Origin of the sequence: Sulfurimonas sp. (assembly GCF_019429335.1) — a bacterium.
Taxonomy (GTDB): domain Bacteria; phylum Campylobacterota; class Campylobacteria; order Campylobacterales; family Sulfurimonadaceae; genus Sulfurimonas.
Genome location: NZ_JAHYJB010000030.1, coordinates 1 through 23,443, shown reverse-complemented (window position 1 = coordinate 23,443; position 23,443 = coordinate 1). Strand labels below are relative to the sequence as shown.

At 39.4% G+C, this 23,443-nt stretch carries 24 protein-coding genes; 7 read left to right on the top strand and 17 right to left on the bottom strand.

Annotated features, from left to right (window positions below; genetic code table 11):
- Positions 1 to 36 precede the first annotated feature (36 nt).
- The 5 genes from K0A91_RS09095 to nadA all read right to left on the bottom strand — a co-directional run bounded on the left by K0A91_RS09095 (position 37) and on the right by nadA (position 5,252).
- Positions 37 to 1,317 carry a M23 family metallopeptidase gene (locus tag K0A91_RS09095; RefSeq protein ID WP_295009870.1) on the bottom strand — a complete coding sequence of 427 codons (1,281 nt, stop codon included), beginning with the start codon at positions 1,315 to 1,317 and terminating at the stop codon, positions 37 to 39.
- An 86-nt stretch (positions 1,318 to 1,403) separates the two neighbouring features.
- The gene (locus tag K0A91_RS09090; protein WP_295009869.1) at positions 1,404 to 2,345 is read right to left on the bottom strand and encodes a bifunctional oligoribonuclease/PAP phosphatase NrnA; all 942 of its coding nucleotides are present in this window, start codon (positions 2,343 to 2,345) and stop codon (positions 1,404 to 1,406) included.
- 33 nt (positions 2,346 to 2,378) lie between these two features.
- On the bottom strand, positions 2,379 to 3,431 hold the full coding sequence (gene flhB, locus K0A91_RS09085) for a flagellar biosynthesis protein FlhB (protein WP_295009868.1): 1,053 nt from the start codon (positions 3,429 to 3,431) through the stop codon (positions 2,379 to 2,381).
- Between the two features lie 10 nt (positions 3,432 to 3,441).
- Complete coding sequence (gene nadC, locus K0A91_RS09080; protein ID WP_295009871.1) at positions 3,442 to 4,257, bottom strand: carboxylating nicotinate-nucleotide diphosphorylase; 816 nt, start codon at positions 4,255 to 4,257, stop codon at positions 3,442 to 3,444.
- A complete protein-coding gene (gene nadA, locus K0A91_RS09075) occupies positions 4,254 to 5,252 on the bottom strand; it encodes a quinolinate synthase NadA (RefSeq protein WP_295009867.1) in 999 nt (332 codons plus the stop codon). Before nadA ends, nadC begins: the two co-directional genes overlap by 4 nt.
- A 117-nt stretch (positions 5,253 to 5,369) precedes the next feature.
- Here nadA and plsY point away from each other — a divergent pair, with 117 nt between their 5' ends.
- The 6 genes from plsY (at position 5,370) to K0A91_RS09045 (ending at position 10,362) form a co-directional block, all read left to right on the top strand.
- Entirely contained in the window at positions 5,370 to 5,984 is a 615-nt protein-coding gene (gene plsY, locus K0A91_RS09070; protein WP_295009866.1) for a glycerol-3-phosphate 1-O-acyltransferase PlsY, read from the top strand.
- On the top strand, positions 5,984 to 6,313 hold the full coding sequence (locus K0A91_RS09065) for a dihydroneopterin aldolase (protein ID WP_295009865.1): 330 nt from the start codon (positions 5,984 to 5,986) through the stop codon (positions 6,311 to 6,313). The genes plsY and K0A91_RS09065 overlap by 1 nt, the downstream gene beginning before the upstream one ends.
- Before the next feature lie 100 nt (positions 6,314 to 6,413).
- Complete coding sequence (hsrA, locus tag K0A91_RS09060; RefSeq protein WP_295009864.1) at positions 6,414 to 7,088, top strand: homeostatic response regulator transcription factor HsrA; 675 nt, start codon at positions 6,414 to 6,416, stop codon at positions 7,086 to 7,088.
- A 150-nt stretch (positions 7,089 to 7,238) separates the two neighbouring features.
- Positions 7,239 to 8,537: a HAMP domain-containing sensor histidine kinase gene (locus K0A91_RS09055; RefSeq protein ID WP_295009863.1), complete on the top strand. Its 1,299-nt coding sequence runs from the start codon at positions 7,239 to 7,241 to the stop codon at positions 8,535 to 8,537.
- Between the two features lie 101 nt (positions 8,538 to 8,638).
- Entirely contained in the window at positions 8,639 to 8,890 is a 252-nt protein-coding gene (locus tag K0A91_RS09050) for a YfhL family 4Fe-4S dicluster ferredoxin (protein WP_295009862.1), read from the top strand.
- Positions 8,891 to 8,895: 5 nt separating this feature from the next.
- On the top strand, positions 8,896 to 10,362 hold the full coding sequence (locus K0A91_RS09045) for a Ppx/GppA phosphatase family protein (RefSeq protein ID WP_295009861.1): 1,467 nt from the start codon (positions 8,896 to 8,898) through the stop codon (positions 10,360 to 10,362).
- A 52-nt stretch (positions 10,363 to 10,414) separates the two neighbouring features.
- Here the strand turns inward: K0A91_RS09045 and bamA are convergent, their stop codons facing one another.
- Complete coding sequence (gene bamA / locus K0A91_RS09040; protein ID WP_295009860.1) at positions 10,415 to 12,694, bottom strand: outer membrane protein assembly factor BamA; 2,280 nt, start codon at positions 12,692 to 12,694, stop codon at positions 10,415 to 10,417.
- Positions 12,695 to 12,793: 99 nt separating this feature from the next.
- Here bamA and K0A91_RS09035 point away from each other — a divergent pair, with 99 nt between their 5' ends.
- Positions 12,794 to 13,624: a prephenate dehydrogenase gene (locus K0A91_RS09035; RefSeq protein WP_295009859.1), complete on the top strand. Its 831-nt coding sequence runs from the start codon at positions 12,794 to 12,796 to the stop codon at positions 13,622 to 13,624.
- On the opposite strand, the gene K0A91_RS09030 is transcribed toward K0A91_RS09035, so the two are convergent.
- The 11 genes from K0A91_RS09030 to K0A91_RS08980 form a co-directional block, all read right to left on the bottom strand.
- Positions 13,621 to 15,042, bottom strand: a complete 1,422-nt coding sequence (locus K0A91_RS09030; protein WP_295009858.1) for a BatD family protein — start codon at positions 15,040 to 15,042, stop codon at positions 13,621 to 13,623. The two genes, K0A91_RS09035 and K0A91_RS09030, sit on opposite strands and share 4 nt — an antisense overlap.
- Before the next feature lie 21 nt (positions 15,043 to 15,063).
- The gene (locus tag K0A91_RS09025; RefSeq protein ID WP_295009857.1) at positions 15,064 to 16,893 is read right to left on the bottom strand and encodes a VWA domain-containing protein; all 1,830 of its coding nucleotides are present in this window, start codon (positions 16,891 to 16,893) and stop codon (positions 15,064 to 15,066) included.
- Entirely contained in the window at positions 16,890 to 17,636 is a 747-nt protein-coding gene (locus tag K0A91_RS09020) for a VWA domain-containing protein (RefSeq protein WP_295009856.1), read from the bottom strand. The genes K0A91_RS09025 and K0A91_RS09020 overlap by 4 nt, the downstream gene beginning before the upstream one ends.
- A gap of 175 nt (positions 17,637 to 17,811) precedes the next feature.
- Positions 17,812 to 18,219 (bottom strand): hypothetical protein, encoded by a 408-nt coding sequence (locus K0A91_RS09015; protein WP_295009855.1) that lies wholly within the window; start codon positions 18,217 to 18,219, stop codon positions 17,812 to 17,814.
- A complete protein-coding gene (locus K0A91_RS09010; protein ID WP_295009854.1) occupies positions 18,219 to 19,049 on the bottom strand; it encodes a DUF58 domain-containing protein in 831 nt (276 codons plus the stop codon). Before K0A91_RS09010 ends, K0A91_RS09015 begins: the two co-directional genes overlap by 1 nt.
- 12 nt (positions 19,050 to 19,061) lie before the next feature.
- Positions 19,062 to 20,009 (bottom strand): AAA family ATPase, encoded by a 948-nt coding sequence (locus tag K0A91_RS09005; protein ID WP_295009853.1) that lies wholly within the window; start codon positions 20,007 to 20,009, stop codon positions 19,062 to 19,064.
- Positions 20,010 to 20,088: 79 nt separating this feature from the next.
- A complete protein-coding gene (locus tag K0A91_RS09000) occupies positions 20,089 to 21,105 on the bottom strand; it encodes an LPP20 family lipoprotein (protein WP_295009852.1) in 1,017 nt (338 codons plus the stop codon).
- Positions 21,105 to 22,112: a CsgG/HfaB family protein gene (locus K0A91_RS08995; protein WP_295009851.1), complete on the bottom strand. Its 1,008-nt coding sequence runs from the start codon at positions 22,110 to 22,112 to the stop codon at positions 21,105 to 21,107. Before K0A91_RS08995 ends, K0A91_RS09000 begins: the two co-directional genes overlap by 1 nt.
- Positions 22,113 to 22,117: 5 nt before the next feature.
- Positions 22,118 to 22,735, bottom strand: a complete 618-nt coding sequence (lpoB, locus tag K0A91_RS08990; protein WP_295009850.1) for a penicillin-binding protein activator LpoB — start codon at positions 22,733 to 22,735, stop codon at positions 22,118 to 22,120.
- Positions 22,708 to 23,112, bottom strand: coding sequence for a YcfL family protein (locus K0A91_RS08985; protein ID WP_295009849.1), 405 nt, complete (start codon positions 23,110 to 23,112; stop codon positions 22,708 to 22,710). Before K0A91_RS08985 ends, lpoB begins: the two co-directional genes overlap by 28 nt.
- Positions 23,113 to 23,120: 8 nt before the next feature.
- Positions 23,121 to 23,443 (bottom strand): hypothetical protein (locus K0A91_RS08980; RefSeq protein ID WP_295009848.1); only part of this gene is annotated, 323 nt, incomplete at its 5' end.

The following is a 23,443-nucleotide window of genomic DNA, read 5'->3' as shown; positions in this document are numbered from 1 at the left end:
ATTTGCAAGCAAAAAATATCCCAAAGAGCAAAAAAACTATATTTTATTGTCTATGATATTTTTCGCGCTCTTGATTACATTTGTTATGTTTAACCTCATCCACTCATTATCCATCCACTCGGCCGGATGAACCTCAATGCCCTGAACAAGAACCCCAAAGTGCAGATGGTCTCCCATAGCATAACCGCTCTTACCGGTATGCGCCACGACTGAATCACCCTCTATTTTATCTCCGCTGTTTACATTCACCGTAGAACAGTGTCCATAAAGCGTATACAATCCAAGTCCATGGTCAATAATTGGCATATTTCCATAAAGCCCGTTGTAGTCTGAATAAACAACATTTCCGCCATTTTGAGTCTTTATTTCAGCCATCGCATTGCTTGCCAAATCAAGCCCCAAGTGATACGATTTGCTGATGTTTTCTCCGTTGTAAGAGTAGATTCTGTAATCTCCGAAATGTGCTACAACAGCACCGTTTTTAAGCGGATACATGCTGTTTATCTTAAAATCATAAACCATTTTGTCTGAAATTTTAGAGGTGACTTCATGAATGAGTTTTTCATTTTTTACTCTTACATCTTCATTTATAATTCTAAACTGTTTTATTGAGTCATCAACACCCTGAGTCTCTTCAAACTCATCAGCTAGTTCCGCAATCTTTCCTTGTAAAAAATTATCCGTTATCTTAATATTTGAAACCCTATAGGGCTTCTCTTTTAGATAGAGAGGAACATAAGCCGAAGTTGAGTTGTTTGCAAAATCCTCCGCTACAACAGTTGCTTTAAAATTAGCTTCCGTTACAGGCCAAGCAAGCAGAGATATATAGTACCCCTCTTTGTAAAACGGCTGCGCTATAAACTTTTTACCGAAGTTTGTCTCGATATAGAGCTCTTTTAAATTTTCATCCCTAGCTTTAAATATCACAAGTGCAGCGCCCCCCTTGTCTATTTTATATGAGTTAGTAAGTATATTTACAAGCGGTTTTCTTCTGTCTACTTTTAGTTTGAATTCAACAAGGGTGCTGTTTCCCTTAAAGAGATTCCATTTGCTAGCATCCGTTGCCTCAACTACTATTTCAATCTCTTTGTCTTTCATGGCATAAGCGCTCTTTGGCGGTTCAACTCTAATATTTACCGACTGGCGCGGCTCCATAAACTGCTCATGGCTTAAAACTGCCTCATCCGCATCGCTTTTCAAACTGATTCTATATGACTTTAGTCCGCTTATATCGCTTATTGACACTTCTAGAGGATCTTTTAAATTCCAGTAACCGCTGTTAGGCATTGAAACAGAAGGCACCTCTCTCTCAAACATAACAGAGTTATATATATACAACATCCCTCCTATTATAATTGCAACTAATGACAATAAAACATACAAAGACCCGTTTTCTCTTCTTCTCAAACTATTTCCTTCTTTATTAAACTAACCACCATCTCTCTTACCTCATTCAGAGAGAATCCGCTCTCTATCTCAAAACCTGCTCTTTGCGTATCTCCTCCGCCTCTAAAATTTAACGCTATTTTTGCGCAATCAAATTCTGAATTGGAGCGGAGCGAGCCTTTTATAGTAAAATCACTATTTTGCCTTAATAAAATCGCAACTTCTACATGTACAATATTTAAAGACTCTTCAAGCGCAGTCTCGCACTCCCACGGTGATGCGCCACTACTTCTCATATCTTCATCGCTTACACATAGAAATGCAACTCTTGCGCCGCACTCAAGCGACATATTTTTAAATATAACGGCTTTTAGTCTTATAGCCGCTAAAGAGAGGTTTTTGATTATATTTTTGGTACAAAGTTTATAATCAGCACCCTGCTCTATCAACTCTTTTGCCAAAGCAAATGTTGTGCCATCGACCGCATCCGACGTAAACACATCAGAATCATCAAGCAGTCCCCCGTAGAGAGCGGTTGCCATTTTTTTGTTTATTTTTGCGCCGTTTTCTTTAAAAAAACTATGTAAAATCTCCGTTGTGCTTATAGCATCAGTTTTGACAAGATTTATATCGCCATAGTTGCTGTTAGTCGCATGGTGGTCAATGTTTATCAAATCAGACGAAACCTCAGTGCCTAAACGCTTTTTATCGGCGCAGTCAAAAGCTATTGCCAAATCAGCAGACTCAGGATACGAGCTTCTAATCTTTTCAAACCATGGCATAAAAGAGAGCTTGTTGTTAATTGTCTGGGATTTGCAAAACCACGAAACCTTTTTGTGGTTTTGAAGCAAAAAAGTGTACATGGCACTAGCACTGCCTATGGAATCGGCATCTGGATTTATATGCGAAATAAGAACTATATGGCTGGCTTTATCTATTTTTTCAATTATCTCGTTCAATTTCTCTATTCTGTCTTTTTTTGAAATTGTATACTACTTCTTATTCATTTTGTAAACATACGCCAACACCTCTGCAACTGCCGCAAAAAGTTCGTTCGGTATGGGCTTATCCAAATCAACTTGAGCGTACAGGCTCCTTGCAAGAGGCGGATTTTGAACTACATGTACACCGTTTTCTCTTGCAATTTTTTTAATCTGCTGTGCTATGTTATCCATTCCTTTTGCCACAACAATCGGCGCATGAGACTTCTGCTCGTCATACTTTATGGCAACGGCGTAGTGTGTCGGGTTAGTTATAACAACGTCCGCGGTTGGGACTGCCGCCATCATTCTTTTTCTTGAAGCCTGCATCTGAATTTGGCGGATTTTTGCTTTAATAAGCGGGTCTCCGTCCATATTTTTCATCTCGTCTTTTACCTCTTGTTTGCTCATCTTCAGTCCGTCAAAATACTGCTTTCTGACGATTATCACATCGATTATCGCAAATATAAAAATAATAAGAAGCATGACAAATGCAATAACGATAGCCTTGTCTCTAAGCCATAGCATCTGATCACCTAGCCCAAAAAGCGCGACAGTCGGAAGCTCCACTATGAAAAGAAAGAAAAAGATAAATCCAACGCCAAGAGTTGTAAATGATTTAAAGGTTATCTTGATGCCATCAACCACCTTTTTCATTGAAAAAAGGTTTTTGGCTCCCTTAATCGGGTCTATTTTTTTAAAGTCTGGCATAATCGCTTTTGTGGTAAATAAAAAACCAAACTGTGCAATTGCGGCGACAATACCGGCAATCGCAACCGAAACGGAGAGAGGCATAACAATTAAAAGAAACTCTTTGGCGGTCACTATGGTAATATTTACCATCAGCTCCCTATTAACCGGCATTCCTATTAACGAAAAATAGTACTTAAAGAGCAAGACGATATGGGCGCCCATGTACGGAAAGAGAAGCAAAAAAGCCAAAATAGCAATAAAAAGCGTTAAAACACCAGATGCATCTTGAGACTTTGGAACATTCCCCTCTTTTCTGGCATCCTCTATCTTCTTGGCGGTGGGTTCTTCAGTTTTTTCTAAATCATCTGCCATTCGCTAGGTTTTAATCCATCTTCATAGATAAGTCTATCCAATTTGCTTGATGGATAAGTGAGCCGCTGCTTATTGCGTCAACCCCTGTTTTAGCATAGCTCTCTATAGTTTCAAGCGATATATTTCCGCTTGCTTCAAGAAGTACATGTAGAAAATTTTCATCTCTGTATTTTACAACCTCTCTTATCTGCTCAGGTCTCATATTGTCACACATGACAATGTCTGCACCTGCTGCAAAAGCCTCTTTAGCGTCATAAAAAGTTTCGGCTTCAACCTCTATTTTTGCGGTAAAAGGAATCTTTTTTCTTGCCTTTTTTATATAACTTTTTAAATCTTTTATAGTTTTTAGGTGAGTATCTTTTATCATCAAAGAGTCATCCAAGCCCAAGCGGTGATTTACAGCTCCGCCACATCTTGTAGCATATTTTTCAAAAACTCTGAGCAGCGGTCTCGTTTTTCTGGTATCTAAAAGTTTTACCCCGTACGGCTCAACTATATCTGCATATTTCTTAGTCAGAGTTGCTATAGAACTCGCGTGAAGAAGCATATTTAAGAGTGTTCTCTCGATTTTCAAAAGAACATGCGAGCCTCCTTTAAGAGTCGCCAAAACCGCACCTTTTAAAAAACTATCTCCGTCATGTACATTCCAGCTAATTTCAAAATTTTCTAGTTTTGCCAAAACATTTATATACTCCACGCCGGCCGTGACGCCGTCACTCTTTGCAATAATCTTTGCACTAGCTTCTACGCTTGGCTCAACCAGTGCATACAAATCTCCGCGCCCTATATCTTGTTCTAGCGAGGCCTTTACAAAATCTTCTATCATAGCGCCAACATTCTCTCTAGTGCGATTTTTGCCCATTTTTGAGTATTTGCGTCTATCTGTATCTCATTTAAAGGCTCACCCTCATCGATGGACTTAAGCACATCATAAACATCTTTTAGCGTAGTCTCATTCATGGTCGGACACTCAGGTTTTGTAGATGATAAAACATAGGTATTTTTCGGACGAAGACGGTTGACCATGTTAAACTCCGTTCCGACTGCAACTTTTTGATCTTGGGGAAGTTCTGTAATGAAGTTGATAAGCTGTGAAGTTGAACCTACAAAATCGGCTGCATCGCATATTGCAGGGTCACACTCTGGATGAACCGCAATTAAAATGCCCGGATATTTTTTACGGTAAAAGCTGATATCATCCACCGTGAAGAGCTGATGAACCGAACAAAAACCGTTAAAACAGATAATATCCGCATCGGCAGGATTAGTTCCGTCTCCAATTACGCAAGATTTGAGCCCCATCTGATTTGCTATATTTTGTCCCAAGCATCTATCCGGAACAAAGAGTATCTTTTTACCCTCTTTTAAGGCAGTTGTAATGATTTTTTTAGCATTTGAACTCGTGCACACCATGCCGCCCATCTGCCCTACTTTTGCTTTTACGTCAGCGTTTGAGTTGATGTATGTTATCGGCAGAATATTTTCACTTGTCACACCTGAGTCGTTAAGCGCTTTTATGGACGCGTCAAACTGCATACCGTCAATCATTTTTGCCATTGCGCAACAAGCTGCTTTTGGCATCACTACTCTTTTGTTTGGCGATAAAATCTTAACGCTCTGCCCCATAAAACCGACGCCGCAAAATACTACAAACTCGGAGTCATCCTCTTTTGTCTTAATTGCAAGCTCCAATGAATCGCCTGTAATATCGGCTATTCCAAAAACTTCGTCCCTTTGATAGTGGTGTGCAACGACCTTCACGCTTAGTTTCTTTTTATATTCGTTAATTTTTTCTTTTAGCTGCTCTATGGTAAGTTCCAAAAAAAATCCCTTTTTTAAATAGTCGCGTTATTATAGCAAAAAATAGTATTTAGAAGATTTTATATCTCTATAATCATATATAAAGTAGAATGGCATAATTATTTAAGAAGGTAGCATATGGATTTTTTATTTAACACAAACGCTCAGTTTTTTATAGCCGCTTATCTAGTCGGAGGTATCCCGTTCGGTCTTCTTTTAGCTAGAAAATTTGCAGGTGTTGACGTAAAAGCAAGCGGTTCTGGAGGCATCGGTGCTACTAATGTTTTAAGAGTAGTAAAAGAGACCAATCCTTCTCTGGCAAAAAAGCTTGGAGCCGCTACACTTGCTCTTGATGCGATAAAAGGTGTTTTGGTTCTTGTGGTTGCATATTTTATTGGTCTTAGCGAAGCGACTCTCTGGGGCATAGCTGTTTTAGCGGTAATCGGTCACTGTTTCTCTCCATATCTAGGCTTTGAAGGCGGCAAAGGCGTTGCAACAGGCATGGGTGTCATGATGTTTATGCTTCCGCTAGAGACAATTATAGCTCTAGCCGTTTGGGCTCTTGGTGCTAAAATTATACGCATATCATCTCTCTCATCACTTACCGCTCTTCTTGCACTTATTATTGCGAGTTTTATTATTCATCCTGAGATGGCTCACGCACCTGTTTTAATTATAGGATTTATTCTTTTTTACAAACATATTCCAAATATTATTCGTCTTATCAAAGGTGAAGAAAAAAGAGTAATCTAGTGACGATACATGTAGAAGATTTAAGGTTCCAATGCATTATCGGAATTTTGGATTTTGAGAGGCTAAAACCTCAAGATGTAATCGTAAACATCTCTATCGAATATGAGTACCTGCAAGAGTTCTTAAATTACGTAAAAATCGTTGAAATTATCAAGGAAATTATGATAAAAAGTGAATTTTTGCTCATTGAAGACGCCATAAAAGAGATAAATTTAAAGTTAATTAAAGAATTCAACACCATTAAAAGCATCGATTTAAAGATAACAAAACCATCAATTTTAAAGGGCTGCAAGGTAAGTGTAAGCGATTATTACAAATCCCAATCTTAATTATAAGTTAAAGATTTATTAAAAAAAATTGAAATTTACTTTAAATAAACCTAAAATTATGATATCATTCCGCAAAATATTCAATTATAGGACATAATTAATGCGCATTCTTATCATAGAAGATGAAGTAACATTAAATAAAATGCTTGCTGAGGGGCTAAAAGAGTTTGGCTACCAAAGCGATGTAGTAGAGACTCTTAAAGATGGGGAGTACTACCTAGATATCCGTAACTACGACTTAGTACTAATGGATTGGATGCTTCCGGATGGAAATTCTGTTGACATTATTGGAGACATAAAATCAAAAACTCCAAAAACAGCAGTAATTGTTTTATCTGCAAGAGATGACAATGATAGCGAAATAGAGGCTCTAAGAAGCGGTGCTGACGACTATATCAGAAAACCTTTTGATTTTGATGTTTTAGTAGCGCGTATTGAGGCTCGTCTTCGTTTTGGCGGCAGCAATATTATTGAGATTGAAGATTTAATCATCAATCCTGAAGAAGAAAAAATCACTTACAAAGAGATAGAGATAGAACTTAAAGGGAAGCCTTTTGAAGTACTTACTCACTTAGCTCGCCATCGTGATCAAATTGTATCTAAAGAGCAGCTTCTTGACGCTATCTGGGAAGAGCCTGAACTTGTAACTCCAAACGTAATCGAAGTTGCAATCAATCAGATTAGACAAAAGATGGACAAACCTCTAAATATTACTACCATTGAGACTGTTCGTCGCCGCGGCTACCGTTTCTGCTTTCCAAAAGAGATAAATTAACCTTCCAACATGTAAAAAGGAATTTTTCCTTTTTACTGCTCCTTAAATAGTAATTTAACACTACTCTTCCAAAACTGCATAAAGCACATAAATTTATTTTTTAAATTAAATAAGCTATAATCACAGATAATTATTATTAGAGGTAAAGAGATGTTTTCAAAAAGAAGTATCAGACTAAGCTTTCTAATACAACTTATTGTTGCCTCATCTTCGCTTATATTACTCTTTTCATACATTTTGTATTTTTACATAGAGAAGTCAATCATTGATGAAAAATATCAAGAGCTTCTTGTTTATGCCAAAAACGTTGCAAGCAATCAATCAATTTACGGTGCTGAAATGCCAGAACCCGAGGTCTATTTAGGCCTTAGTATTGAGATTATGTATCTAAACGTAAAACATCTCGATATTGACTTCTATGAGACAAAAAAAGAGAGCAAATCATATCTGACACTTATATATCCGTTTAATCTAGATGAGCAAAGCTACCTAAAAATAACTAAAAATGTTACCGTCACAAGAAAACTTCTGGATAAGATACTAAACTATCTCTTCATTATAAATATTGCAGGATTTTTGCTTGTAGTAATTTATGCGATCGGGCTATCAAAAATGCTTGTCTCCCCTGTAAAAACACTCAGCAATAAACTCTCAAATATGAATGAACATCTTATGCACCCCATAAAAGTTGAGGAGCTGCCAGAGGAGTTTGAAGCTCTTGGAGCGACTATCAATCACCTGCTTGGAAGAATACAGAATTTCGTAAAATACCAAAAAAAACTCTTTATCGGAACCGCTCACGAACTTAAAACTCCGCTTGCAGTCATTAAGCTAAAAAACCAAGTGACTCTGCTAAAAAAACGCTCTGCCGAGGAGTATATAGATGCTCTTAACGTGACAAACAAAACAATAGATGAGATGAATATTATCGTATCAAATATATTAAATGTCGGCCGCCAAGAGGGAATGCAGCTGGAAAAACCGCAAGAGGTTGATGTTATAAATATTTTAAAACACAAAGTGGACGACTTCAAGCTACTTGCAGCAAATGAGAGTAAAACACTTGACATGCACATCGAGCCAAACGGTTTTATGGCGATTTTGCAAGTCGGACTTCTAAACCAGATAGTTCAAAACTTCCTCCAAAACGCGCTAAAATTTACTCCAAAAAATAAAAATGTAACCTTAAGGAGCTCTCTAAACAACTATGGTCTGCTTATAGAGGTAATTGACGAGGGATGTGGTATAGATGAGAGTTCTGACCTTTTTGCTCCATTTAAGAGAGAAGGTAATAAACCTGGTGTTGGACTTGGACTTTTCTTGGCAAAAAGCGCTGCTGATGCGCTAGGTGCGAAGATAAGCATTAAAAACAGAACGGACGGCATAAACGGAACTGTAGCCAGCCTAAATCTTAACTCCAAACTCTCCTGCATTCTGCCTCCAAAATAGCTACTTAAGTAAATATTTAACTATTTTTAGCTATAAATCAAGCACAAAAAAATATGTTTTTAAAATGTGTTTAAATTGGATTACAACTATGAGGTATATTGATGGCTTTAATAATAAATGATGAGTGTATTGCATGCGATGCATGTCGTGAAGAGTGCCCTACCGTAGCTATTGAAGAGGGAGACCCTATTTACTTCATCGATCCGGATCGTTGTACGGAGTGTGTCAGTGTTTATGATGAGCCTGCATGTATATCTGTCTGCCCTGTTGATTGTATTGTTCCTGACAAAGACAACGTAGAGTCTATTGCGGAACTTCAGTTCAAATATAAAAATATTCTAGCAGAAGAGTAGAGGATTTGGCAAAAAGAGTAGCGGTCATTGATATCGGTTCTAACTCTGTTAGAATGGTCATCTATGAAAAAACTTCTCGATTTGCTTTTCATATACTACATGAAGCAAAAAGCAGAGTAAGAATCTCTGAACACGCTTATAAAAACGGCGGAAATCTCCAACCGCTCCCAATGCAAAGAGCTTATGATGCGTTGGAGAACTTTCTAACTATCATCTCATCTTTCAAAGCAAGAAAAACACTCTGTGTCGCAACCTCTGCGCTTAGAGACGCTCCAAATAAAAAAGAGTTTATCAATCGCGTAAAAAATTCCTTAGGGCTTAATATTAAAATCATTGACGGTCAAAGAGAAGCCTATCTTGGAGCAATTGCATGTGCAAATCTTCTGCCTGCGCAAGAAAAAGCACTGAGTATTGATATCGGTGGCGGCTCTACAGAATTTTCCATAATAAACAAAAAAAACATAGATGCGAATATCTCGCTTAATCTTGGTACAGTCAGATTAAAAGAGCTCTTTTTTGACTTTAATGATATCGATGGTGCTAAAAAATATATAGATGCAGAACTCTCAAGGCTTGATGGCATAGATGTCTCCAAAGTTATCGGTATCGGCGGAACATTCAGGGCAATCTCATACGCTATTCTTGACAACAGCAATTACCCGTTAAATAAACTCCATGCGTACGAACCCAACTATGACGATTTTCACTCGCTGCTTACAAAAATATTAGACTCTGATGAAGAGAGCTTAAAAAAATTAGGTATAAAAAACAGCAGATTTGACGTTATAAAACCAGGTGCGCTAATACTTCTGAGAGTCTTTAAAAAGTTCAAAATAAGAGAGCTTATAACAAGCGGCTCTGGAGTCAGAGAAGGTACTTTTTTAGCAGATCTGCTTAGAACTTCAAGAGATAAATTTCCAGAGGGGTACAATACCTCGGTGAGATACATCTTAGATGCTCACGTTGACAATCAGGCTCACTCAAACCAAATAAACATGGTTGCAAAAGAACTTTTTGATCTGATGCATAAAGAGCTAAATATCGACGAAAACTACCGTCAAGAGCTGGCAATTGCCGCAAAACTATGTATGAGCGGAAGCACAATCCACTACTACTCCTACAACAAACACAGCTATGAGCTGATAGAAGACGCTTTGGAGTTTGGATTTACCCATAAACAGATAGTTCTAATAGCTACTCTTGCTCGTTTTTCAAAAAGAAAGCTTCCATCATCTTCGCATGTTGAGAGGCTTAAACCTCTTCTTCCGGAAATAAATCAGCTAAACGCTCTAAGCTATATTCTATCCCTTAGCGTAGCACTTTTAAGCCATCAGCCTAGAAATATAGACTTTAAACTGAGTTTTGAGAACGGTGAACTTAAAATAGAGTCAAATAAGAGCCTCTACTTGGCAAAAGAGAACATAGCAAAATTAGAAACTCTCAAAGACACCATAAATATCTCATTTTTATAACTTTTTATTACTGCACACACTTGAGCACTAGACGCCCTGCGGTAGAGATTTTCTAGAATCTCTGCCCCATCGTAAATTCAAACATTGATGTTTTATCACCCTCTTCTTCTGCTAAAGGTTTTGAAAACATCAACTGAATCGGTCCAACAGGAGAGAACCACTCAAGTCCCGCACCAAAACCGCCGCGAGAGATACCATTTGACAAATACGGATAGTTCACTATATCAGTGGCTAAAGCATCACCTGATGCAGAGATATATCCCCAGTCAAGATAGGTTACTAGACGTATTTTCGCCTTTGGAAGAAGAGGGAAGCTAAGTTCAAAACTGTTTGACGCTGTAAGTTCTCCACCGATTCGTCTATCTTCTGTCGCAGTTGAATCAGGATTCTCTATTGTAGGAGAGAGCGAATATGACTCATATCCTCTTACACTTCCGATACCTCCCATATAAAACCTCTCAGCAACGGGAAGATAGCCACTCTCTTTTACATAGTAAAGTCTTGCTTTATATCTTGCAATCACGTCAAATCCAAACCACTCTTCAAGTCCTCTAAATGCTCCGAAATTTGTTCTGCTTTTTACAAAACTTGCATCCGCTCCCATGCCTGCTGCCTCAATGCTCTGAGAAAGCATAAATCCTTTTCTAGGAAGATAAAAGTCATCCGTGTTGTCAAACTTCACACTGGCTGTAACTGAGCTTTTTGAATAATCTTCAAAATAAAAAGTATCCACCGTCGTGATTGTATCGTCAAACTCATAACTGTTTGCCGAATATCCATAGCCTATATGCCCGCTAGTATGCCTTGTAAACCTGTGTCCGATTCCTGTTGCAAAACCGTCTGAGAGCACAGCGTAATCGTTGTACTCGTAATTAGACGTATATACGGAGAAGTTACCGCTAAAGTCACTGTCGTTTAGTCTAGGATTTGAAATACTAAAAGAGTAGTTTGACGTAAGTGAAGAGCGTTCAGCTTTTACTCCGATATCTATTCCGGAGCCCCAAATATTTCTATCATTAAGAGCTACACTTATAAGTAATCCACCGTAACTTCCATAACCACCGCCTACTTGAATGTTTCCGGTAGGAGCCTCTTTAACCTTAACAACCAGATCTATAGTGCGATTATCTATCCTTTTCTCCTCGATAGTATTTCCCTCAAAAAAGCCTAATCTTCCAAGTGAATTTCTAGAATCCATCAAATCCGTCAAAGAGTACATGTCACCAGGTCCAAGATACAACTCTCTTCTTATTATTCTATCAAGCGTCCTGCTGTTTCCTGAAATAACAACGTTTCTAATCTTTACCTTGTCGCCAGGCATGATTTTAAAAATAACGTCAACTTCTCCCTTCTCCTTATTCTTTTTCAAATCAGGAACAATCTGCACAAACGCATAGCTCAAATCAGCTATCAATGTTTTTATTCTCTGCGAGTCGTCGCGGAATGTTTCAATGTTAAACGGTTTGCCAATTTCAAGTTTTATCTGCTCTTTTACAAGAGCATCATCTATTACATTTGTCTCCTGCTCGATAATAATGGCGCCAACGTTGTAAACCTCACCCTCTTTTATCTGATAGCTCATATCTGCCGTGTAGTTATCAAAACTAACCTTTACAAACGGCTGTTTTACGTCTATATCCAAATAACCGTGCTGCATGTATAAATCTCTAATTCTAAGAGGGTCATACTCCAGATCCGCTACTTTCATCTTTCCGTCGTTTCTTCCCCATAACCAGCCCATAAACTCGCGTTCTTTGTTTGCTACCAACTCATTAAAATCATCACTATCGAGAGCTGAAACTCCGCTGTAAAGCAGCTCTTCTATAATAATCTCTTCGCCCTCGTTTACTAGAAATGTTATTTTATAGCTCCCGTTCTCAAGAAGCTCTTTTGATATCTCAACAACGCTGTCGATTTTTGCCTCTTGATTTATTGCCTCGATAATCCTGCTCTTTGCAGCCTCTATCTTCTTCTCATCATAGAGTGAGCCTACTTTTATCTGGATAATTCTATCCATGGCCTCAGATTCATTCTCTTTCCAGCCTTTTAGTTCTATCATTGAAATAAGCGGCTTCTCTTTTAAGTGGTAGGTAAGCGCGCCCTCTTTGTCCATCTCAACCCAGATATCTTCAAAATAACCCTGCTTGTAATACATCTTTATAGATTCGTCAAGCATCTCGTCATCTACATCGTCTCCAATTTCAAACTTTAACATTCTAAGTGCCACAGATTCTGATATCTGAACCATACCGTCATATTTTATTGATTTAATCGTATACGCGAAAGAGTTTGCCGCAAGCAGGGATAGCAATGTTGCTAAAAATATTCTCATTGAGTTTCCATAGTTATAAAATAAGAAAAGATTTTACCTTTTATGAGGTTAATGTTAAGTAAATCTTGTATAATTTGGCAAACAAAAGAGAAGAATAGAATGAATGTAGCAATAATAGGATTAGGCCTCATGGGAGGCTCACTCGCAAAAAGTCTAAAAAGTTTGGACTTTATCGAAAATGTTGTAGGAAGTGATCACAACAAAATCCACCAAGAAGAGGCAATTGAACTCGCTCTTGTGGATAAAATAGTAGGGCTTGACGAAGTAAAAAACTATGATGTTATCTTTTTAGCGATTCCGGTTGACGGGGTAATTGCGGCTCTACAAAATCTAGTTGGCGTTAAAGAGGACGTAACTATCATAGATTTAGGGAGCACAAAAGCTAAAATAGTCGCTTCCGTTCCGCCAAGCATTAGAAAAAACTTTGTAGCAGCCCATCCGATGACGGGAACTGAAAATTTCGGTCCTCGTGCGGCCATTGATGCTCTTTATGATGACAAGGTAGTTGTTTTATGCGATTTAGAAAACAGCGGGAAGCATCAGGCAGAAGTCGCAAAGAAAATATTTAAAGCGCTAAATATGAAAAAGCACTTTATGTCGGCAAAGAGTCATGACCGCCATGCGGCATTTATCTCCCATATGCCTCACGCCATCTCCTACTCTTTGGCAAACACCGTAATGCACCAAGAGAATAAACGCAATATTTTAGCTCTTGCGGCGGGTGGATTTCGCTCGATGAGCCGCCTAGCTAAGAGTTCCGCAAACATGTGGGAAGATATCTTTAGGCAAAACAAAGAGCACCTAGTTGAGGCGATAGAACTTTTTGAGGGTGAATTAAAAACGTTAAAAGAAAATATCAAAAATGACGAGTGGGAAAAAGTGCATAAAAGCATAGAAGCCGGCAACAGGCTTCACGATATTTTAGACTAATCTACTTTGTATCTTTTAAGCATCTCTTTTAGGCGCTTCTTATCTATTTCCAACTTCTGGTTTGAGTAGATGTTTTTTTCCAGAATTTCAACAATCTCACTGACCTCTTTCTCATCTTTATAAGGCAGAAGTTTGCCAAGAAGCACTTTTGGCTCTTTTATTGAAAGGCTTTTCTCTTTTTTGACACTCTTCCAAGGTTTGAGCATCATAACTAACGCACCCAGTATCAAACCTGCAGCAAAAACAACAGCCAATATCACTGCATCATATCCGCTTTTGTATACTTTTGTATCACCCTCAGCGCTGATAGAGGGCTCTTTTTGTATATTTAGCGCCTCTGCGGCTTTGTTATTTTTTACTTCTATTTTTATCTCTTTTGTAGCAACTGACTTTATCTCTTTTGTTTTTGGGTCAAAATATCTCAAAACAAACGGCGGTATAATAAAATCTCTCTCGGCTACATATGCTATCTTTTGAGTCAGTTTATTGCCCTCTATCGCTATTTTTTCATCAAAAACAGCAACTCCTTCAATATTTTGCTTAAAGCTTTTGATATCCTCAAGATTTCCGTCACCCTCGACTTCTATTGTTAGATTTAGGGCTTCGTTTGCACTTATCTCTTTTTTCTCTAGTGTAGCTTTTATAGCGAAATTTCCGACCAAATCAACACCTAAGGGAAGTGCCTTTACGCTAAATTCAAGCTCGTTTGAAAAATATGTTTTCCACTTTATGGTCGGAGTCCAAGCTCCCCAGCTGTCTTTCCTGCCGCTTCTTGAGGCTACCCTCATCTGCGCTTTTGAGATTTTGTGCTCCCCTACTCTTTGCGGCGTCAAAGAGTAGAGTACTTTTGTAACGCTATATGCGCCTTCTTGATATCTTTGCGGCTGGTTTTCTTTCTTTACCCAAAATCCTTTAAACTCCGGAGGCGTAAATTCGCTGTCAACTGCCTCAACGCTGTTTTTTTGTTTAAATATAAGCGTAACATCAAACGTCTCTCCCACATAGAGCTCTTTTTTATCACTGCTGAGTCCGAGTTCAAAATCCAAATCTTTTGCGCCGATAATTGGTTTTACCTCTATCTCTATCTCGCCGCTTGCTTCGATTTTACCGTCAATCTCAACCTCAACACTATCTATCTTGCAGCTCTTTTGCGGTACAAACCGATAGCTTAGGGTGTAGCTTTTGCTCATCTCTCCGTTAATTATCTGCATATTTGTCTGGGAGCCGCTTGAGATAATGTCGCTCTCACAAAGCCTTGTAATGTTTGGCTTTTTTATCCTCTCTCCGCGAAGCTCTAGCGAATATGTTACCGCCTCTCCAAGCTCTACAGATTTAGAATCAACCCGCGCACTAAGTGCTGCAAAAAGCGGATTTGCCGCAATCAGCACTAAAAATAGTAATTTTGCAATATTTTTCAATTCTCTTCCTTTAACTCGGCTCTACCAAGGTTTCTCATCTTTGCTGAGACTCCTGCTCTCTTTGTCGTTTAATTTGTACATGTAACTTTGTGAATTCATATTTAACTGCTCTATCCACTTCATCTGTTCTGCATCGCTCATAATGCTCTCTTTGCCTATCTCTTGAGGTTCTGATGGCTCATTTTTTTCTTCTTTTTTATCCAACTTCTCTAAATCGCTGCTGTTTTTTTGCTCTTTTTTCTCGTCATCTTTTTTCTCATCCTCTTTAGGCTCTTTTTCTTTTTCTCCTTTAGAGTTTTTCATCTCGTCGTCTCTCTTCTCTCCAGACTCCCCATACTCTTGACTATCCTGCTTCTCTTTTTTCTCATCTTTATCCAAACTCTTATCTTTGTCAGACTCTTGATTACCGCTCTCTTTTTGCTCTTGATTTTTATCCTCATCGCTATTACTCTTCTCGGACTCCTGCTTCTCCAAAAACCTCTCTACCTCTTTTAAATTCTCCCTTGTCTCTTTTTCCTCTTTTATCTTCAAAGACTCCTCATAAGACTCTATTGCCTTTTGCAAATCGCCCTCTTTTGCATATGCGTTTCCAAGGTTTGAGAAGTTTTTTGCTCTGTTGTCATCATCATCAAAAGTGGCTCTCTTGTATGACTCTATCGCCTCTTTGTACTTTTTTTGTTTATAGTATGCGTTTGCCCCGTTGTAGTAGCTCTCGGGGTTTTTGCTCTTTTGCGCATACTCTTCGTAAAGCTTTGCTGAAGCCTCATAATCGCCGCTATCATAAGCCTCTTTTGCCTTTTTTAAATCCATAAAATCCAAAACTCCGGCTTCTACATGCTGATTTGCAAAAAGAAGAAAAAAGAGTAGAAATATTGAGTTTTTGGCGCTAAGCGATTTTTTATGAAATGAGCTTGTCGCAATCAGTAAAATTAGAAGTGCCATGAAGAGCGGATAGTAAAAGAGAGGTCTGTTTTTCTCTATCTCCTGAGTGCTGAGCTCCTTCTCCTCACTTATGCTTATAATCTCTCTTAGCATTGTTTTTATATCATTTGATGATGTCGTGTTTTCTATGTAGACTCCGCCTGTTTTTGTAGCAAGCTGCGCAATATCTTCATTTATTTTCGAGATGATTATCTCGCCGTTATGTTTGATAAAAGTTCCGTCTTGAAGTTTTATCGGTGCGCCCCGCTTTGTCCCCATGCCCAAAACAAAAACTTTGATGCCGTTCTTTTTTGCAAGTTCTATCTCATCTCTAAAATCGCTCTTATCTCCGCCGTCACTAAGGATGAGGAGCAGCTTCTTCTCTTGGTTCTTTTGAGTTTTGCCTACAATCTCAAGCATTGATAAAAAGTCAGTTCCCTTTTCTGTGATGGAAGAGGTGTCAAGACCTTTGAGTAAAAAGGCGACTGAAGCCACATCGAAACTAAGCGGCGAGACAAGATAGGAGTTTTTGGCAAATGCCGCAATGCCTATTCGCTCATTTGGTGCAGAGTCTAAAAGCGTGAGCACCTTCTGTTTTGCAGACTCTAAACGGTTTGGATATACGTCGCTTGCAAGCATTGAGTCTGAGATATCAAGAGCAATCATAATGTCCGCGCTCTTTGCCTTTATCTCTACTTTCCCATCTTTTATAACAGGCTGTGCGAGGGCGATTATGATAAAAAATCCCATAAGAAAAAAGAGAGCGTTTCTTGCTCTTAGTGTCAGTGTATTTGCACTCACTCTAAGCCTATCCATAACCTCTTGGCTAAAGTAGTCCCCGTGAGCCTCTTTTTGCGTGAGCAATAGCCCAAATAGGATAAAGAGCGGAGGCAACATGTAGTAGAGAAATTCAGGGTGCAAAAATGTCATGCGTACCCTCTTTTGTTTCTAAGGTAGATGTAGAGCATAAGTGAAATCAGCGCTATGAAAAGCGGAAACTGATAGTAGTACTTAGTATAGGTAAAACTCTCGCTCTTTATCTCTGACTTTTCAAGCTCGTCAATCCTCTTGTAAACCTCTTGAAGCTCTGCCGCGCTTGATGCTCCAAATGCAACTCCGCCGCTCTCGTTTGCGATGCGCAGAAGCACATCTCTGTTATACTCGTGAGGCATTCCTATGCCTATCGGATAGACCTTTATCCCCTCTTTTTTTGCCATCTCCAAGGCTATCTCAAGCGGAATTTTATCTATCTGCGGCGTACTGTATCCGTCTGTGAGCAAAATGGCTACTTTTGTCTTTGAACTGCCCATCTTTAAAAGATTAACGCCCTGTGCCAAAGATGTGTTTAGCGCGGTATATTTTCCAGCTATTCCGATGTGGAGCTGTGAGAGGATTTTATTTAAAATATTCTCATCATAAGTAAGCGGTGAAGCTATAAATGAGAACGCTCCAAATACAACCAGCCCCATATTGTCGTTTTTTCTCTGTGAGACAAAATCGCCAACTATCTCTTTTACAACGTCAAAGCGCGTAAGCTGCTCATTTTTAGCGTCAAATCCCTGAGCTTTCATGGACTCCGAAGCATCCAAAATCAGAGCTATCTCATACCCCTCTTTTGGCTCCAACTCATAAGGCACGTCTTTTATGGGCGACATAAGTGCTAATATCATCATAACAATACCGAGCCATTTTAAAAAAAAGAGCGTCTTTGAAGCAGAAACTGAGCTTTTTAGAAACTCCGCGGTGTGCGGAAAGTAGATAGACGTTAGCCTCATTTTGCAAACAAAAGCACAGAGAAGAAAAATAAAAATGAGAAAAAAAAGTATCGGAAACTCAAAATAAAGTCCGTCAAACATCAATCATACCCTTGTAAAGTTCTATATAGCCGATAACTTCGCCGCTCAATGCGTCCACATCTTTTTTGTATTTGTAAATCTCAACTCTCTCTATAAGATTTTCATACATCTCTTGATGTCTCGGGCTGTCATTTTTAAATGTGGCACCATAGAGAGTGATGTCGTATGCTGAGCGTTTGGCATCACTTAAATCAAGAGTGTTTAGGAGTTTAAAATGCTCTTTTCTTATGTTAAATCTGTTTCGTTTTTGAAGTAACATGTAGATTAGATAAGCCACTGTCAAAACAAGCAGAGAAACAAAAAAAGAAATCCCTAAAAAGTAGTAGAACGAATACTCCTGCACATCTACAATGGGCTTTATGTCATGAAGCGGGATATCGTAACTTTGCTCTTGTGCCATTATCTTCCCTCAAAAAGTCTGCGAAACTCTACGACCTCGTGAGAATCGGTATATATTTTTGTAAATCTAATACCGTCATGTCTTAGTGTGTCAAAAAGCTTATGGTCGTGTGCGGCTACTTTTTGTGCGTATGCTCTGACGCTTGAAGCGTTAAAATCACCCTCCAAAACCGCTCCGCTCTCAGGGTCAACCAAAGAGGCAAAACCCATTTCTGGCGGATGCTCTTCAAGGCGGTCTCTGACTATGACGGAGAGCACCTCATGTTTTCTAGCCAGAAGTCTAAAGTCAGGTATCTCAAAATAGTCACCGATTATCAAAATAAGCGATTTTCTCTTGAGTCTCTTAAAAAGCGTATCGGAGATAAATTTAAAATCAACCTTTTTGTTTATGGCGTTAAAATTTAAAATATCTTCCACGTTTTTGTGGATTTGGTAGAGTTTTTTTCCCGGTTTTATGTATGAGATAATCTCGTCGGTGAAGATGTACGAGCTTAGCAAATCGCCGTTTTTAATGGTAGAGAATCCCAAAAGAGCAGCAACTTCGGCGATAGTCTCTTGTTTGAACTTTTTAGAGCCGAAATGCACGCTTCCGTTTAAAATTGAGACGACAACGACGCTTAGCTCTCTCTCTTCGCGAAATATTTTGATAAAAGGGCGCTGCATCTTAGCGGTAATGCTCCAGTCAATATGGCGGATATCATCGCCGGGCATATATTCACGAAGCTCGATAAAGTCGTACCCCTCGCCCTGAAAAATGGATGGGTTATTTCCTACCATTTCGCTAAAGACTTGGCGGCGTGCACGAACGAGAATTTTTTGCAGTTTGCTCATTTTATACCAAACCTACGGTATTGCCACTCTTTGGAGCACTTTTTGGATAATCTCATCCGTTGTGACTCCCTCAGCCTCCGCCTCATAAGTAAGAACAATACGGTGGCGCATAAGCTCTTTTGCAATGTATGCCACGTCAACAGGAGTAACAAAATCTTTTTGGCGCATAAATGCCATAGCTTTTACGGCTTTAAACATATCTATGCTTACACGAGGCGAAGCGCCGAACTGTATATAGTCCTTAATCTCGTCAAGTCCGTACTCGCTCGGATAACGCGTGGCATTTACAAGATTTATCATGTACTCTTCGACCTCTTTATCTACATGTACATTTTTTATAGACTCTTTTATCTCGTTAATATCATCATTTGTAACTACCGCGGAGATGGCTTCAAAGCTGCCGCTTGAGACTCTTCTTGCAATTTCAAGCTCCTCCTCTTTTGTGTTGTAGCTGACGATGAGTTTTAGCATAAATCTGTCCAACTGAGCCTCTGGAAGCTGATATACACCCTCCTGCTCGACAGGATTTTGAGTAGCCATTACAAAAAACGGAGGCTCTAATTTAAAAGTGGCGTCTCCAAGTGTAACCTGCTTCTCCTGCATAACCTCAAGCAAGGCAGACTGAACTTTTGCAGGGGCGCGGTTTATCTCATCTGCCAAGAGAAGATTTGTAAAAATAGGACCTTTTTTTATCTTAAAACTGTTGTTTTTTGGGTCATATATCTCAGCACCTAAGATGTCTGAAGGAAGAAGGTCTGGAGTAAACTGTGCGCGTTTAAAATTAAGCCCCAAACTTTTAGCAAGCGCGTTTACGGTCGTAGTTTTTGCAAGCCCCGGAACACCCTCTATTAGGATATGTCCCTCGCAAAAAAGAGCGATTAAAAGAGAGTCAATCATCTTTTCCTGCCCTACAACTACTTTGCTAACCTCTTTTTTTATCAACTCTATTTTAGAAATCATGAATTACAAACCTTATTATGAAAATCACTATTTTATTGCCAAAAGTATATCAAAAGGGCGTTAACAGTCGGTCAAACAACTATAAATCAAGACCTGTTATTTTGCCTATTCCCTCTTTTTTTATCATATCATGGAGTTTCACGGCAACGCTCTCTTTGGCTACCTCATAACCTTGGGTTGACTGCCCGACTATATTTAGCTTGTTGCTCGCCACTACTGCGCCTTTATAGTCATGTACGCTTATCTCTATTGCGTAACGCGCAAGTGTGAAGCCGTAAGAGGAGGCTTTTTGTGCATTTGACTTCACATTCAATCTAAAATGCGTGCTTCCCTTGCCACCGCTGATGCGCACTCCTTTAGAGCTAAATCCCTCTCTTATAGGAGCTTCAAGATGTTTAGAGTCGCTGTCACACTCTATTGCAACACTTATGCTTGAGAGCAGTTTTTCATACGCTGAGTCTATTCTCTCTATCTTGTGAATATGCTCTTTGGAGCTGTATGAGCCGTCCAGAACGTTCATCACTACAAGAGTGTCAGGCACGTCCTTAATCTCATCTTTTATTTTTTTATAGCCGTTTAGCTTATTTAGCACATGGCTAGAGGAGAGTGAATCTATCTGCGAATCAGCAAGAGCAAACTTCTGCTCAAGCTCGCTATGGAGGCTCTCAAAGAGCTTCTGCTTCTGCGACTTTATCAAAACTATATGGTTTCTAAAGCCAAGAGCGTAAGACTCTACTACTTCGTAGCTGCTTATGCGGATTTTTTTGACATCGCTTTGTGTTTTGCTTACAACTGTTGATTGATGGGTGTTAAGCAGACCCTCCCGCACAACTTTTTTGGAATCAAACTGCGATGAGATTGAAACACTTAGCGTTGAAGCCATCATATTTAGCGCGTTTTTTACAGCCTCATCCCGATCCTCTCCCTCGCCTACTGCGTAGAGCGTAGTAAGTGTTGTTTGAGGAGGATTGACATACCAAGATGGCGGAGCTTTTTTTTGAGCCACCTCAACCTCTTTTTGTGCCGCGCATCCTGCCAAAAATAGCAGACTAAGCAGCGTTGTTGTTATTGAAATATATTTGGTAATTGTGTTCATTATCTTAATAGCTGCTCTTTTGCTCTCTTATTTTTTTCAATCATATCGCCGATTCTAACATACGCCGTGCTTACTTCTATAACAGGCTCAACCACCAAATCATCAGCCATCTTATAATATTTTTGAGCCTCACCGTATGCTCCCTGCGCCTCTTTTATAACACCGAGATTGTAAAGGGGAACATAACTTTTCTGCTCTGTTGAGTCAATCAAATCAATAAGTAATTTTTCTGCTTTATCGAGTCTGTTTTGCTTTATATACTCTAAGGATGCTTCCAAAAGCTTATCCTCTTGGCTGCTGTATTTAACATCAGGGCTGTCAAGCAAAACAACCTCAAAATAGCGGTATTGCGGCATAAGTTTATTAGAAAAATCATCTGCCATCCTATTTGCCAGCAGTTGGAGTGCCGCTTCGACGCTAGGAATAGCGCTGGAGTTATCTTGACACTTTTTATACTCAGACTCTCTATTTAGCGTATCGGCATATATGATATCGCCCTTTGAAATATCAACCATGCGTATCTCAGCAGAAAGTCCGACCTCTCTTTTTGTACACCCAACCGCATACTTTCTTGTCTCTTTGCACTTTTTGTCCATGCACTCCGTGCGCTCTTCATAAAAGTGTGTATCTTTGGACGAGGGACGTCCCACTCTTCCAGATATGATAGCCTGTGCACCGATAAGATTTCCAACATCTACAACAGTTAAGACATCGACCAAGCCGCTGTTTTGTATCTTCTGTTCAATTATAATCTTCTCAAAATCTTTTCTGCTTATAACCGTAAAGTACTCTTTGTTATCAATTTTTTGTCTCACAAGATTAGTCTCGATTTTGTTTGAGAGTCCAAGATGGTCATTTTCAAACGGAGCGACACTCACCTTTTTTGTCATGGCAGCTCTATCTATCTCAGCGGGTTCAAGTGCGCAAATAGAGACTTTTTGCGAACAGCCGCCAAAAATAAAAATAGCAGCCGCTAGAGTAAATAATTTAGATACTCTCTCTTTCATACAGTTTACCACGCCACAGATTTATTACTGCCTCTTTTTGCGACAATGCGCTCATCTTCCCAATATGCGAGACCTGTCTTAATCTCACTCAGAGTCATCTGAAAATAGTACTCTACTCTTTGCGTTTTGCTGTCTACACGGATATTGCGCTGAAGAATCTTCCCTGAAAGGCTCAAATCAGGAGCAATCATACTCCCTTTGCCCGCAACGCTCTTTTGGTCAAACTCCGCATTGCCCCTTAACTCTTCTCTTGCATGCATGGACATCTTATCCTCAGCGCCATCAAGACCTACGGCAGTAGTGACAACCACTTTACCGCTTTGAAGCAGTCCGACGCGTATTTTTTTAACAAGCTGATCCGTGTCTATATGCTGCATCGTGTCATTTACAATTCTAGATACCACAAGAACGTATCGACTGCCGTCTTTTTTAGTAACAGCACCAGAAGCTAGCAGTGACTCCACCATATCTTGAGCGGCGCCCTGAAAATCTCTATAATCAAGCCCCATAACAGCTTCGCCTTTATCGTTGTTTATATCGATATTTGTAGTTTTTGTAGCGCACCCGCTAAATAAAACCCCAACCACAGCTAAAATTATTGTCCATTGTATTGTTTGTCGCATATTACTTCCTTATCTCTTTTGATATATAGTCGAAATGTTTTGGCTTTTGCACTCGGTGATGTAGCGTTTATATAAAACGGCTGATTAGCATATGCAGGGGCGCTGTTCCACTTCGATAGAATAGTATCTATCGCAAACCCCTCGCTATCAAGCCAGACAACGCGGTACTCAAGGTTTTGATAGCTGTCTGACCTGTTTTCACCGATAACCTGTGCCTGCATAAAACCGTCACTCTTTTTGCGCCCTTTGATGTCGATAACGACGATATCACTGCTTGAGCATCCGCCCACGACCTTCACAATTGCATCGCTAGGCTCGGGCGATTTAGCGCATCCAACAAACGCAAAAAGCGCTAAAATTGTCAATATTAATCTCATATAATCTCCTAAAACTTTATAACCGCCACGCTAGGCTTAGAGATAGCACTTGGCAATCTTACGTAAACAATGGCATGTCCTGCGCCATTGCCAAGCTCTACATCCATATCTTGCGCTCCAGCTTTTAAGAGAAGCTTGCCCTCTTTTGGTATTTTAACCTTTGCAACCTGAAAATCTTTTGGCAGAGCACTCCAAATTCTTGTATCCGCATGTGTTGTTAAGAGTTGAAACGCCGCAGTTGCAAGACCGAAATATGGATTTTTCTCACTTGCCTCATGTTGCGAGTATGTCTTAAGGAGCATCGAAAACACTGCACGAGTCAAGATATCAT

What these genes read in the sequence shown, in the direction of transcription:
- K0A91_RS09025 (WP_295009857.1), bottom strand. Translation starts at nt 16,893, where the DNA reads ATGACATTTTTGCACCCTGAATTTCTCTACTACATGTTGCCTCCGCTC.
- K0A91_RS09000 (WP_295009852.1), bottom strand. Translation starts at nt 21,105, where the DNA reads ATGAACACAATTACCAAATATATTTCAATAACAACAACGCTGCTTAGT.
- bamA (WP_295009860.1), bottom strand. Translation starts at nt 12,694, where the DNA reads ATGAGAATATTTTTAGCAACATTGCTATCCCTGCTTGCGGCAAACTCT.
- K0A91_RS09050 (WP_295009862.1), top strand. Translation starts at nt 8,639, where the DNA reads ATGGCTTTAATAATAAATGATGAGTGTATTGCATGCGATGCATGTCGT.
- K0A91_RS09010 (WP_295009854.1), bottom strand. Translation starts at nt 19,049, where the DNA reads ATGAGCAAACTGCAAAAAATTCTCGTTCGTGCACGCCGCCAAGTCTTT.
- K0A91_RS09015 (WP_295009855.1), bottom strand. Translation starts at nt 18,219, where the DNA reads ATGGCACAAGAGCAAAGTTACGATATCCCGCTTCATGACATAAAGCCC.
- flhB (WP_295009868.1), bottom strand. Translation starts at nt 3,431, where the DNA reads ATGGCAGATGATTTAGAAAAAACTGAAGAACCCACCGCCAAGAAGATA.
- lpoB (WP_295009850.1), bottom strand. Translation starts at nt 22,735, where the DNA reads ATGCGACAAACAATACAATGGACAATAATTTTAGCTGTGGTTGGGGTT.
- K0A91_RS09055 (WP_295009863.1), top strand. Translation starts at nt 7,239, where the DNA reads ATGTTTTCAAAAAGAAGTATCAGACTAAGCTTTCTAATACAACTTATT.
- K0A91_RS08995 (WP_295009851.1), bottom strand. Translation starts at nt 22,112, where the DNA reads ATGAAAGAGAGAGTATCTAAATTATTTACTCTAGCGGCTGCTATTTTT.
- K0A91_RS09020 (WP_295009856.1), bottom strand. Translation starts at nt 17,636, where the DNA reads ATGATGATATTAGCACTTATGTCGCCCATAAAAGACGTGCCTTATGAG.
- K0A91_RS09035 (WP_295009859.1), top strand. Translation starts at nt 12,794, where the DNA reads ATGAATGTAGCAATAATAGGATTAGGCCTCATGGGAGGCTCACTCGCA.
- K0A91_RS09005 (WP_295009853.1), bottom strand. Translation starts at nt 20,009, where the DNA reads ATGATTTCTAAAATAGAGTTGATAAAAAAAGAGGTTAGCAAAGTAGTT.
- K0A91_RS08985 (WP_295009849.1), bottom strand. Translation starts at nt 23,112, where the DNA reads ATGAGATTAATATTGACAATTTTAGCGCTTTTTGCGTTTGTTGGATGC.
- K0A91_RS09095 (WP_295009870.1), bottom strand. Translation starts at nt 1,317, where the DNA reads ATGTTTGAGAGAGAGGTGCCTTCTGTTTCAATGCCTAACAGCGGTTAC.
- plsY (WP_295009866.1), top strand. Translation starts at nt 5,370, where the DNA reads ATGGATTTTTTATTTAACACAAACGCTCAGTTTTTTATAGCCGCTTAT.
- hsrA (WP_295009864.1), top strand. Translation starts at nt 6,414, where the DNA reads ATGCGCATTCTTATCATAGAAGATGAAGTAACATTAAATAAAATGCTT.
- nadC (WP_295009871.1), bottom strand. Translation starts at nt 4,257, where the DNA reads ATGATAGAAGATTTTGTAAAGGCCTCGCTAGAACAAGATATAGGGCGC.